Genomic DNA, 11,927 nt, shown 5'->3' with positions numbered 1-11,927 from the left:
TTGGATAAATATTTCTATTGACTTATTTTTTTCTTTAGTTCTAAGTATATAGCTCCTTCAATTCTTTTTTTGTGCATTGCACAGCCATTTTTATAGGGAATGCTAATACTATTATTATAGTCATAGGCATTGGCATGACATCCACCACCACAATAATATCTAGCCCAACATGAGTTGCAAATTTCCTTATGCAAATGATTTGTTTTAAATTTATCTACCATTTGATTAGCTAATTTCTTAGTAGTTACATTCCCCATGCAAAAATCCTTTTTACCAATAAATTGATGGCATGGGTATACATCTCCCTCAGGTGTTACTGCTATATATTCTATACCTGCACCACACCCACTAGTTCTTTTTGCAATACAAGGTCCTTTTTGTAAGTCAAGATTATAGTGAAAAAAATGGATATCTTTCTTTTTTTCAAAACACTCTAATAGATAGTCAGTTAGCTTATCATATTCTTTTAGAACTCTTGGCATATCCTCTTCTTTTATTGAATATGGATTATCAACTCCAACTGCAGGTTCTAATGAAATTGCATCTATATCTAAATTAACCAAATGCTTAAAGTCATTAACAAAATCTAAATTATTACGAGTAAAAGTTCCTCGTACATAATAACTTTGTGGCTTTTTATTAATCATTTTTTTAATTAGTGGGACAATTAAATTATAAGTTCCTTCACCATTTTTTAAGTTTCTATGATAATCATTGATCTCAGGCCTACCATCTAAACTTAAAATAATGCTAATGTTGTTTTTTACTATAAAGTCCATTATTTCATCATCTAGCAATAAGACATTTGTAGTTAGGGTAAAGTTGATTTTCTTGTTATATTCCTTCTCCTTTTGTCTCCCATAGAATACTAATTCCTTTACTAATTCAAAGTTTAATAGTGGTTCCCCACCGAAAAAATCTATTTCAAGGTTTTTCACTCCATTACTTTTTTCTATTAAAAAATCTAATGTTTTTTTTCCTGTTTCAATTGGCATAAGTGAGGTATCTCCACCAAAACTGCCCTCACTAGCAAAACAATATTTGCACTTCATATTACAAGTATGAGCTATATTTAAACATATAGCTTTTAATGGCATATTACCAAAGTCTACTTCTAGGTTTTCTTCTTCACTAAACATAGCACCATCTTTATATGCGGCTACTATCTCTAGTATAGCTTCATTAAGAACTTCCTCCGAATAATGAGTCATATAATATTCCTTAGCCTTATATATATCACCATTGAAATCTATTGTTTTTTGTACAAGTAAATAGGTCATGTCGTCTAATAAATGTACTGCTCCGCTATTAACATCTAGCATTATATTAAGGTCGTTATATCGATATAAATGTATGTTTTTTTCAAATTTGTATGCTGTTAAAGGTATCATATTGTTTACCCCCTATAAATTTAGACACAAAAAAAGGGCTTTATGCCCTATATGTAATAAATTAATTTCTACAAACCTGATTACCAACAGTACATGATGTTTTGCATGCTGATTGACAAGATGTTGCACATTCTCTACAGTTGATTTTATCATCTGATCTTTTAAGGTTAGGTTTTATTACAGTAATAATATGTTTATTCACTATTAAATCTCCTCCCCTTTTTTAGAATTATTATATAATATTATTTTTTATTAACAAATAGTATCAGAAAATAATATGGCGGAGCTGACGGGAATTGAACCCGCGATCTCCGGCTTGACAGGCCGGCATGTTAACCGCTACACCACAGCTCCGCAATTTCATTGCAAAATCTATAATATCAAATCTTCCTACTAACATCAAGGGTATTTTTTGTAATTTTAAGCAAAAATATTTTCCAATACGATTGTTTGATCTCTTTTAGGACCAACTGCAATTAATGAAGATTTAACTCCTAGTAATTCCTCTAGTTTTTCAATATATTTTTTGGCGTTTTCTGGCAGACCCTCGAAGTTAGTAATACTTGATATATCTTGCTGCCATCCTGGTATCTCTATATATACTGGTTCACAATGCTCAAGGATATCTGAGCTTTCTGGAAATTCATATATCATTTCTCCATGATATTTGTAGGCAATACATATTTTTATAGTTGGAAAGCTATCCATTACATCCATTTTTGTTAATGCAATATCAGTTAGTCCATTAATTCTAACTGCATATCTTAAAATTACTGCATCTAACCAACCGCATCTTCTAGGCCTTCCTGTTGTTGTACCAAACTCTGCTCCCTTGTTTCTTAAGATATCTCCTTGTTCCCCTAAAAGCTCAGTTGGAAATGGTCCTTCTCCAACTCTTGTGGTATATGCCTTGGCAACACCTAATACTCTATCAATATTTGTAGGTCCTATGCCTGCACCTGCACAAGCTCCTCCGGCTGTTGGACTAGATGATGTTACAAATGGATATGTTCCATGGTCAATATCTAAAAGTGTACCTTGTGCACCTTCAAACAATACTTTATCACCATTATTTATGGCAGTGTATATTAATACAGAAGTATCAGCAACGTATTTTTGTATAGCCTTTGCTTGTTGTAATATCTGTTCATAAAGCACCTCATGGTCAAAACCTTTTTCTTGGTAAAATTCAGTTATTAAATGATTTTTTCTTCGTACTTCTGCTTTAAATCTTTCTTTAAAGTTTTTATCATATAATATATCAGTAATTCTAAATCCTACTCTCTTTATTTTATCAGAATAAGCAGGCCCTATTCCTTTTTTTGTAGTACCTATTTTATTAGTACGATCTTCTATCTCATCTATTTTTTTATGATAAGGCATAACTACTGAGGCACGACTACTAATTCTTAACATACTTGTATCGATTCCTCGTTTTTCTAACCCTTTTATCTCTTGTATTAATTTCTCCATATCCACTACAACGCCATTTCCTATAATGCTCAATTTATTAGGGTATAGTATTCCTGATGGAATTAGGTGTAGCATAAATTTTTCATTATCTACCTCGACAGTATGCCCAGCATTGCTTCCTCCTTGATATCTAACAATGACATCAGCCTTTTTTGCTAAGAAATCAGTTATTTTGCCCTTGCCTTCGTCCCCCCATTGAGCCCCTACTAAAACTACAGATGACATAAGTCCACCCCCTTAATATATTAACCTTTAACTTAACTACTCTTACTATTCTTTGCTTTTAGGCAAGCTAATATTAGCAGAAGGTAAAATGCCTGTCAATAATGAAAAAACCGGCTGTTACACCGGTTTGAATGTATACAACATATTTATAGAATTAAAATATATGCTCACTAGCTTCAGTAATGTTACTAATTGGGATAACTTCTATTCCTTCGATACCTGCTGGTATATCTCTTATGTTTTGATATGGAATTAGAACTTTTTTTATGCCTGCCTGTTTAGCACCACAAATTTTCTCATAAACTCCTCCAACAGGTTTTATCTTTCCTTGTATAGATAATTCCCCAGTTATTGCTACATCCTGTTTTAAAGCATATTCCTTTACTGAGCTTAATATAGCCATATATATAGCAGTTCCTGCTGAGGGACCATCAACATTACCACCACCCGTAATGTTGATATGAACATCATAGTTATTTAAATTTTCTGATGTTTCTTTCCTAAACACCGATTTAGCATTGAAAACTGAGTCCTTTGCCATTATGCCAGCTGTTTCATTAAATCTAATTTCACCTTCTCCATCTTTAACGGGAAATGAAATTGCTTCTATCTCTATAAGTGATCCCGTATATCCTGAAGTACCTATTCCAAAAATTTTCCCTACTTCAAAATTATTAGAAGCCTTGTTTAATATATAAGGTGATAATCTACTGTTTTGTAATGCTTCATAAATATGATTCGAAGTTACTGTAATCTTTTCATCGTTATTATCTCTTTCATTGTACGCTAGAGCGTAAGCATCTACTAATATTTTATTAGCCCCTCTTCCTTCAGTAGTATATTCAGCAATAAGTTTACTAACGTTTGAATCTATAGATATATTAAGTTTCTTAGCAGAATTATCTACTATCTGTTTTATATGCTCAATTGTAAGAGGTTCAAAAAATATTTCCATACATCTAGACCTAAATGCAGGGTTGATTTCCTCTCTTGATTTTGTTGTTGCCCCTATTAATATAAAATCTGCTGGTACACCATTATCAAACATTTTTTTGATATACTGCGGTATTCTTTCGTCATGTGGATCGTAATAAGATGACTCAAAAAACACCCTTTTATCCTCTAAAACTTTAAGCAACTTATTTTGAAGATAGGGATCCATTTCGCCTATTTCATCAACAAATAGAATTCCTCCATTAGCATCAGAAACTAAACCTAATTTCGGTTCAGGTATACCATCCTCTGCTAATTCTTTTTTGGCTCCTTGATATATTGGATCATGTACTGAACCTAAAAGTGGATTAGTTGATTCTCTAGGATCCCAGCGTAGAGTAGTCCCATCTACTTCTATAAATGGAGCTTCTTTTTTAAAAATTTTATTTTCTTTTTCTTTTACTATCTCTAAAGCCAACCGAGCACACGTTGTTTTTCCTATCCCTGGGGGACCATATAATATTATATGTTGAGGATAAGGGGTACCCAATTTTGAAATTAGGGAATTTAGGGCTCTTTCTTGTCCAATAATTTCATCTAAGGACGAAGGTCTTAACATTTCTAGAGCAGACCGACTTAAATTAGTCCTTTCCATCACTTCAAGCTGTCCTAGCTTTTTTAAGGTTAAAGCATTTTCCGGTGAGCTGTTTTTTTCTTTTAATACCTCTGCTTTAATATCTCTTAGATAATCATTATATCTTTCTTCCATTTGCTGTTGCACTTTATGCTGTAATTCTTCTTCTATTTTTCGTCTAGCATAAATATCTACTACCTCTTGTTCTAATCTTTTAATAATTTCAGCTAAACTTAGTTCCTCTGAAATTGAATTTATTGTTGGGTCTTCTTTTACAAGTTTATTTAGTGCAATAACTTTATCGTTTAAGTCTGACGAGTTCATTAACTCTATTGAATCAAGCTTACTAGCCTTTAAAATTAACCCTTGTGTACCATAAATGTTTTCTAAGTGTGTAAAAAGTGCGTCTACTCGGTTTGATATTCCCGTTTCATCTTTTTGTTCATCACATAATAAATCCTGGACTTTTTCTTGCGACATTAACCATTAATCCTCCTGCTATTATTTGGATATTACTGTTACTTGTATTTCTGCTTGCACTTCTGGATAAAGTTTTATTTTTACTTTATAATCACCCAAGTGCTTAATTGATTCTTTTATATCTATTTTCTTTTTATCTATTGATACCCCATATTCCTTTTGTAAAATGTCGGCAATCTCACCAGTAGTTACTGCTCCAAAAAGTTTATCTCCTCCACCTGTTTTTACTTTAATAGTTACTGAATTCCCATCTAGCTTTTCTTTTGTTTCTAATGCAGCAGCTTTTTCTTTAGCTTTTTTTCTAGACTTACTTAAATTTTTTTCTTCAACTTCCTTAAGTTTCATGCTTGTAGCTTCTTCAGCTAAGCCCTTTGGAATAAGATAATTTCTAGCATATCCATCAGATACTTCTTTTAATTCACCAGCTTTACCTAATTTTTTAATATCCTGTGTTAATATTACCTTCATTTAAATCCCTCCTTAAGTTCTTACCTTTCTATAATCAATCAAAGCATCAAACAACCCTATTAGTGTTAAAAATACTATTATTGATAAAGGTAAAAACATTGTTAATAAAACTAATATTATGATAAGAACAGTTTTTAGTTTGCTTTTTATAATCTGAATTCTATATAATATTGCAGCTAGCCCAAAGTATATAATAATTGGTACCTTAACTGCAATAATGTTAGATCCCACAAAATAAATAGGTGCCATATCTTCCCTACCAAATAACCACAATGACAACGCTAATATGAATACCCATACAAGCTGCCAAGGCATTATTTCTTGGGTAAATGGTCTTTTTTCTAAGTAATTAAGGTCTCGCTTTTTGCTTAGATATAAGGTTAAATATAGCATTAGAAATACTGCAAAAATTGCTTGAAGAAAATAAATAGCAGGTAAATGTCTACTTATGTTAAAAAACAAGTCTTCCATAGTAGAAACTATTTCATCTTTTGTAATTCCTAAGTCTTCGTAAACCTCAAGTAATCCAGACTCCTCATACCAAACAATGGATTCTTCCATGTAGTTATTTAATTCTTCATTAAATTCATTAATTCCAATGTCACCTAAAATTAAATAAGAAGTAGTCATAAATAGTGTAACACCAATAACCGCTGATGCTATCCCCCATTTTTGTAGCTCATAATAACCCTTTTGTTTATTAGCTAAAATACTCATTACTATAGCAGGTAATCCAAAAAATAATAGATAAAAAAACAAAGTGCTGTCTCCGGTAAGACCGAATAACAGCAAAATATTTGTACCAAAAATTATTATTATTTGATTTTTCTCTAACTTAAATCCACTAAATATTAATGCAACTCCCCAAATAATAGCTGCTATGTATGAAAAAACAGGCAGAAATATCATTGCTATACATGCTAGTAGTGATATTAGTACAAGTAATACAAATGCAGACATACTTACCACCTCTTTTTATTTTCAAAATAGGCAAGCAGTTCGGAAAGGTCTCCATACCATTCTTCTACCTCGTGGGAATCCTCAATGCTAGTATTTAGTTTGTTTTTTAATTGTGTATCAATATTATCAAAGCTAACCCCTACTCTTCTTCCTAATAAATAAGTAATTATTATTATAGTTGCTAGTGCATCACTAGTAACTTCTTTTTTAGTAGTTGTTAAAGATTTAAAAAAAACAGCTACTGACTCTACTAACTCAGCCTTAAGCCACTCTATTAACTTAAAATTTTTTGCTACATCTATTTCTTTACTTTTTGCATTCAAAAGACATACACCTCCATTTATATGTCTTTCGTTAAGCTCTTTGATTTTCCTTCTTATTTGGAAAAAAATGTAATTAGCCCTCATTGGTTGTGAGGGCTAATTTTTTATGTTTATTCTGATGCATAAGGTAAAAGTGCCATTATTCTTCCTTTTTTGATTTCCGCTGTTAACTGTCTTTGGTGGTGTGCACAGTTTCCAGTAATTCTACGAGGTAAAATCTTGCCTCTTTCAGTAATATATCTACGCATTTTTGCTAAATCTTTATAATCGATGCTTTCTACTTTATCAGCGCAAAAATTGCATTGGCGTCTTTTTTTGCGTTTATCTTTTTTCAAGTTGTCTAACCTCCTACTTTAAAATGGAATTTCTTCATCCCCATCTACTAAATCTATATCATCTAAACTTATTTCTTTGCCCAAGTCTTCCCAGTTATCATCCTTTGGTTGACTTGATCCAGAACTAGCTCTACTAGGATTAGAGCTTGTCTTTCCACCTAGAAATCTAACATCATCCGCTATTACCTCAGTAACTCTACGTTTTTGGCCTTCTTGATTTTCATAAGACCTTATTTGGATTCTTCCTTCTACTGCTGCTAAACTTCCTTTTCCAAGGTATTGTGCACAGTTTTCGGCTAATCCTCTCCAAGTTACTATGTCAATAAAGTCTGCTTCATCTTTTTTGAACTTGCGGTTAACCGCTAAGGAAAATTGACATACTGCATTTCCATTGGGTGTATATCTTAATTCAGGGTCGCGGGTAAGACGCCCTATTAATATAACTTTGTTTAACAAAAAAACTCCCCCCAAGCTAAGAAGCATTATTTTGATCTTTGCGGATAATGATATGGCGCAATATATTGTCAGAAATTTTCATAATCCTGTCCAACTCATCTATAGTTTCTGACTTTCCTTTAAAGTACCAAAGAACATAAACACCTTCTTGGTAATCCTCAATAGGATAAGCCAAACGCTTTCTGCCCCATCCACCTGCTTCAGTCTCAAATTCGCCACCAAACTGAGAAATAATATTTTGTAGTCTTTCTTTAGTTTCAGTAACTTCCTCTTCAGATAGATCCGGCCTTAAGATGAACATCATCTCATAAGTGCGCATATAAATACACCTCCTCCCTATGGACTAACCCAGTCGGGTAATGGTCCCGGACTTTTCCGGAACAGGGACTGAGAATGATTATACCAGTAATATTTTTGTGATGCAAGAAAATTACATTTTTTATAAGTGTCCTTTAATAAGTAAATTGTTAAGCTCACTAACAGGTTTTTCTATAATATACATATCATTAAACAAAGCTTTAAGAACAGCTATATCTTGCCCATCGTTTTCTTTAAACCCAATAATACAAAAACGTTCATCTTTAGATAGTGTCTTTACTGTTACTAAATCTCCTTTATAAAAGCCTTTTTCAGATACAACTTTTAACCTTTTCATAGTTCCCCTCCTTAAGGCACATGGATGTACTATATTTTATGTCCTTAAGTAAGGAAATGTGCTTATTTACTCTCATTTTCTACTCTAAGCATACCTTTTTCAAACTTTATTCTAGGCATCATAACTACCCTATTACAACCTAAACATTTGATCTTTATGTCAGCACCCATTCTAGTCACTTCCCAATTATAACTACCACAAGGATGCTTCTTTTTCATTTTAACTATATCACCTAATTTAAATTCCTTTCTCTGCATTACTTCCCTCCCCCAAGGCTATTTTACTTTAATTTTAGAAAACCCTTTATCTACTACTCTTCCAACCATGTGATATTCACATTTTCTTTTTTTCATCTCTTTTTCAAAAACAAAAGCATTTTCTTCATTAACACAAATAATTAAACCCCCAGCTGTTTCTGGTGAGAAAAGCAAGTCTTGAGTTGCTACATCAACATTCTCCGAGAAAACTACTAATTCTTTTAAATACTCTTTATTGGAATAAGCACCACCCGGAACCATTCCCATATTAGCAAATTCTTTAGCACCTTTCATGAAAGGAACTTTGTCAGAGTATACCTCTATCTTTACATCACTAGCTATAGCAATTTCATATAGATGTCCTAAAAACCCAAAACCAGTTACATCAGTTGCAGCATTTGGCATAATTTCTTGCATAGCTTCAGTTGCCTTTTTACTAAGTTGACACATCCATTTTATTGCATTCTGTTCTACCTCTATTGATGCAAGTTCTGCTTTTATTGCTGTTGATATTATGCCATTTCCAATCGGTTTTGTTAGAAAAAGAACATCGGAAACTTGTGCCTTAGAATTTGTAATCAATTTATCTGGATGTACTAGACCAGTCACTGATAAACCATATTTAGGTTCATTATCATCAATTGTATGTCCTCCCACCAGGTGGGCCTCTGCCTCCTTAATCTTATCTAATCCACCCAAAAGAATTTGTTTTAAAGTTTCCATATCTTCACACTTAGGATAGCAAACAATATTCATTGCTAATAAAGGTTTACCTCCCATTGCATATACATCGTTTAAAGCATTAACAGCTGCAATCTGCCCAAATGTATACGCATCGTCAACCATAGGAGTAAAAAAATCCATAGTTTGTATAAGTGCAGTTTCATTGTTTAGCTTATAAACTCCTGCATCATCTTTGGTATTAATCCCAACCATTATTCTTGGATCAGTAGGTGGTACAAATTCATCTAAAATTTTATCTAAGGTCCCCGGACCTATTTTTGCTGCTCACCCAGCTGCTCTAACCATACTAGTTAGCCTAGTCTCTTGATCCATAAAAGAGCACCTCCCCTTTGCATTTATAAATCTTTAAAAAAAGCCTTATAAGCTTTATATGACATATATATATCAGCTTTACTTGCTATTTCAAAAGGTGAATGCATACCTAATATAGCAACTCCACAATCAACAACTTCTATGCCATAATAGGCAATGTATTGTGCTACAGTACCTCCTCCACCAATATCTACTTTTCCAAGTTCCCCAACCTGCCATTCTATGTTGTTACTATCAAATAAGTTCCTGATTTTAGCTACATACTCTGGATTAGCATCATTAGAAACTGATTTACCCCTTGACCCTGTATATTTTGTAAGAACTACACCTTTTGATAAAGAGCTATTATTCATTTTCTCGAAGACTTCTGGATAATTAGGGTCAACTGCTGCATTAACATCAGCTGATAATGCATAAGATTTCATGAGCGTATTGCGCAAAACATGATAACTATCATTTCCATCTAAATGTAATAGCTCTGCAGTAATATTCTCAATTAATAGTGATTGCAAACCAGTATTGCCCATACTTCCTATTTCTTCTTTATCAACAAATAAGCACATAGCTGTTTTTGGGGGTTTATCTGTTTCCAATATAGCTTTTAACGAACAATATGCACTAACTCTATCGTCTTGCCCATAGCCAGCTACCATACTACGATCAAATCCTAAATCTTTTGCTTTTAATGCTGGTACTAGTTGCAGTTCTGCACTAGTAAAATCATCTTCTTCAATGTTATATTCACTTTTTAATATTTCTTTTAAATATGCTTTAATAGATTTATCACCATTGTCTTTGTTATACCTAGTACCTATAAGTGCATTTAAACCTTCACCACTTATAGCTTCTGACATTTTTTTCTCCATTTGATCTTTTGCTAAATGTGGCAATAAATCTGCTATTGTAAAAGTTATATCTTCTTCACTCTCACCAATATTAATTTTTATACATGAACCATCCTTTTTTATTACTACACCATGAAGAGCAAGTGGTATTGCTAACCAATGGTACTTTTTTATTCCTCCATAATAATGAGTTTTAAAAAAAGCTAACCCATCGTCTTCATACATTGGCCGTGGTTTCAAGTCTAAGCGTGGTGAGTCGGTATGTGAGGCTATAATATTTAACCCATTATAAATTGGTTCTTCTCCCACTACAATAAGTGCAGCTACTTTACCTTTTTGCTCTACTAAAATTTTTTGACCTGCTTCTATTGAGTTCATTTCTTCTATGCGTTTAAATCCTGCACTAAGTGCTTCATTAACTATATATTCTGTAGCTTCTCGTTCTGTTTTGGCAATATTTAAAAAATGCTTGTATCCATTACAAAAATTATAAGCATCGTTAATTTCTTTATCAGTCAAGCGTTCCCATGCTGTATTAGGTTGGTTTTTTTTCATGTTGTTTCCCCCTTTTATCTTTTACTATTCATATATTTCCAAATCATCCTATTACTATACCCAAATACCCACTAGTTCACTTAGGTTCGTAAATGTCTCTAGTAAAATTGGTGATAACATAGAATTTTGTATTGCATTTTTTGCGCTCGAAGCTGTTTCTATTCCCATATTAGCAGCTAGTTTTATAGCAGGGTAACTAAATCCCAATATAACAACAATAATAATAAAGTTTTTTAGTCCTCCGAAAAACATTCCTGCTAATCTATTAAAAAATCCTAATATACTATAATTAATTAGGTTGTTTAATAATGATAATATAAATAACGATATTTTACTGACTATTAAAAATATTAATAAAAAACATAATAAAATAGTAATTAGATATGCTAAATACATTGCTCCATCTTGTAAAAAGCTAATATTTTGATTAGTAATAAATAAGTTTACAATTGGATCATTAGGAAATAAAACTGGTAGCGATAATTTTTCATCAAAAAATGAAGAAAAATAACTTATAATTCCAAATGCATCTTCATTATAAGCAGCTAATTCTCTACTATATTTAATTGCCATAAATATTCCTAAAACAACACTTAAAATTCTGCCTAATGTGCTAATAAAACCACGTTTAAATCCAATAAAAATTCCTAAAATAATAAAGATTATAAAAATAATATCTAAAATATTCATACTGTAAATTCACCTCTATCAAATTATAACACACTGTTATTTGTAAGCTATTTGTCTGTAGCTCTATTAATTACAATGAACATTTGTTCCACTGCGAAAGGCTAAACTCAGTCTATAAAATCGCCTGAGTTTAGCCTTATGTTTTTTGTAGTCACTTTTTGCAGCAGAATCACAATATTAATTTACACCAA

General features: G+C 32.2%; 15 protein-coding genes and 1 tRNA gene. All 16 read right to left on the bottom strand.

Annotation, left to right across the window (positions count from 1 at the left end):
* Positions 1–14: 14 nt before the first annotated feature.
* Positions 15–1,391: a thioether cross-link-forming SCIFF peptide maturase gene (gene scfB, locus SYNTR_RS10215; protein ID WP_156204411.1), complete on the bottom strand. Its 1,377-nt coding sequence runs from the start codon at positions 1,389–1,391 to the stop codon at positions 15–17.
* A 61-nt stretch (positions 1,392–1,452) separates the two neighbouring features.
* The gene (gene scfA / locus SYNTR_RS10210; protein ID WP_156204410.1) at positions 1,453–1,593 is read right to left on the bottom strand and encodes a six-cysteine ranthipeptide SCIFF; all 141 of its coding nucleotides are present in this window, start codon (positions 1,591–1,593) and stop codon (positions 1,453–1,455) included.
* Between the two features lie 76 nt (positions 1,594–1,669).
* Positions 1,670–1,745: transfer RNA gene (locus SYNTR_RS10205), tRNA-Asp, on the bottom strand.
* 66 nt (positions 1,746–1,811) lie between these two features.
* On the bottom strand, positions 1,812–3,089 hold the full coding sequence (locus SYNTR_RS10200; RefSeq protein ID WP_156204409.1) for an adenylosuccinate synthase: 1,278 nt from the start codon (positions 3,087–3,089) through the stop codon (positions 1,812–1,814).
* Positions 3,090–3,243: 154 nt separating this feature from the next.
* A complete protein-coding gene (gene lonC, locus SYNTR_RS10195) occupies positions 3,244–5,136 on the bottom strand; it encodes a Lon family ATP-dependent protease (protein WP_156204408.1) in 1,893 nt (630 codons plus the stop codon).
* 21 nt (positions 5,137–5,157) lie between these two features.
* Positions 5,158–5,604, bottom strand: a complete 447-nt coding sequence (gene rplI / locus SYNTR_RS10190; RefSeq protein ID WP_156204407.1) for a 50S ribosomal protein L9 — start codon at positions 5,602–5,604, stop codon at positions 5,158–5,160.
* A 12-nt stretch (positions 5,605–5,616) separates the two neighbouring features.
* Positions 5,617–6,564, bottom strand: coding sequence for a DUF2232 domain-containing protein (locus SYNTR_RS10185; protein ID WP_156204406.1), 948 nt, complete (start codon positions 6,562–6,564; stop codon positions 5,617–5,619).
* A gap of 2 nt (positions 6,565–6,566) precedes the next feature.
* A complete protein-coding gene (locus SYNTR_RS10180) occupies positions 6,567–6,887 on the bottom strand; it encodes a MazG-like family protein (RefSeq protein WP_156204405.1) in 321 nt (106 codons plus the stop codon).
* A gap of 110 nt (positions 6,888–6,997) precedes the next feature.
* Positions 6,998–7,222 (bottom strand): 30S ribosomal protein S18, encoded by a 225-nt coding sequence (gene rpsR, locus SYNTR_RS10175; RefSeq protein ID WP_156204404.1) that lies wholly within the window; start codon positions 7,220–7,222, stop codon positions 6,998–7,000.
* A gap of 18 nt (positions 7,223–7,240) precedes the next feature.
* A complete protein-coding gene (locus SYNTR_RS10170) occupies positions 7,241–7,678 on the bottom strand; it encodes a single-stranded DNA-binding protein (RefSeq protein WP_156204403.1) in 438 nt (145 codons plus the stop codon).
* A 16-nt stretch (positions 7,679–7,694) separates the two neighbouring features.
* A complete protein-coding gene (gene rpsF / locus SYNTR_RS10165; RefSeq protein WP_156204402.1) occupies positions 7,695–7,997 on the bottom strand; it encodes a 30S ribosomal protein S6 in 303 nt (100 codons plus the stop codon).
* A 120-nt stretch (positions 7,998–8,117) separates the two neighbouring features.
* The gene (locus tag SYNTR_RS10160; RefSeq protein WP_156204401.1) at positions 8,118–8,333 is read right to left on the bottom strand and encodes a hypothetical protein; all 216 of its coding nucleotides are present in this window, start codon (positions 8,331–8,333) and stop codon (positions 8,118–8,120) included.
* Positions 8,334–8,395: 62 nt separating this feature from the next.
* On the bottom strand, positions 8,396–8,590 hold the full coding sequence (locus SYNTR_RS10155; protein WP_156204400.1) for a DUF951 domain-containing protein: 195 nt from the start codon (positions 8,588–8,590) through the stop codon (positions 8,396–8,398).
* Positions 8,591–8,608: 18 nt separating this feature from the next.
* Positions 8,609–9,646: a selenide, water dikinase SelD gene (selD, locus tag SYNTR_RS10150; RefSeq protein ID WP_156204399.1), complete on the bottom strand. Its 1,038-nt coding sequence runs from the start codon at positions 9,644–9,646 to the stop codon at positions 8,609–8,611.
* Between the two features lie 23 nt (positions 9,647–9,669).
* A complete protein-coding gene (locus SYNTR_RS10145; protein ID WP_156204398.1) occupies positions 9,670–11,046 on the bottom strand; it encodes an aminopeptidase in 1,377 nt (458 codons plus the stop codon).
* 54 nt (positions 11,047–11,100) lie between these two features.
* Entirely contained in the window at positions 11,101–11,736 is a 636-nt protein-coding gene (locus SYNTR_RS10140) for a CvpA family protein (RefSeq protein ID WP_156204397.1), read from the bottom strand.
* Positions 11,737–11,927: the final 191 nt, after the last annotated feature.

It is taken from the genome of Candidatus Syntrophocurvum alkaliphilum (assembly GCF_009734445.1).
GTDB lineage: Bacteria > Bacillota > Syntrophomonadia > Syntrophomonadales > Syntrophomonadaceae > Syntrophocurvum > Syntrophocurvum alkaliphilum.
This window is presented reverse-complemented; position numbering and strand designations above follow the sequence as displayed.

What these genes read in the sequence shown, in the direction of transcription:
- lonC (WP_156204408.1), bottom strand. Translation starts at nt 5,136, where the DNA reads ATGTCGCAAGAAAAAGTCCAGGATTTATTATGTGATGAACAAAAAGAT.
- SYNTR_RS10145 (WP_156204398.1), bottom strand. Translation starts at nt 11,046, where the DNA reads ATGAAAAAAAACCAACCTAATACAGCATGGGAACGCTTGACTGATAAA.
- scfB (WP_156204411.1), bottom strand. Translation starts at nt 1,391, where the DNA reads ATGATACCTTTAACAGCATACAAATTTGAAAAAAACATACATTTATAT.
- SYNTR_RS10160 (WP_156204401.1), bottom strand. Translation starts at nt 8,333, where the DNA reads ATGAAAAGGTTAAAAGTTGTATCTGAAAAAGGCTTTTATAAAGGAGAT.
- SYNTR_RS10200 (WP_156204409.1), bottom strand. Translation starts at nt 3,089, where the DNA reads ATGTCATCTGTAGTTTTAGTAGGGGCTCAATGGGGGGACGAAGGCAAG.
- rpsF (WP_156204402.1), bottom strand. Translation starts at nt 7,997, where the DNA reads ATGCGCACTTATGAGATGATGTTCATCTTAAGGCCGGATCTATCTGAA.
- SYNTR_RS10155 (WP_156204400.1), bottom strand. Translation starts at nt 8,590, where the DNA reads ATGCAGAGAAAGGAATTTAAATTAGGTGATATAGTTAAAATGAAAAAG.
- SYNTR_RS10140 (WP_156204397.1), bottom strand. Translation starts at nt 11,736, where the DNA reads ATGAATATTTTAGATATTATTTTTATAATCTTTATTATTTTAGGAATT.
- rplI (WP_156204407.1), bottom strand. Translation starts at nt 5,604, where the DNA reads ATGAAGGTAATATTAACACAGGATATTAAAAAATTAGGTAAAGCTGGT.
- SYNTR_RS10185 (WP_156204406.1), bottom strand. Translation starts at nt 6,564, where the DNA reads ATGTCTGCATTTGTATTACTTGTACTAATATCACTACTAGCATGTATA.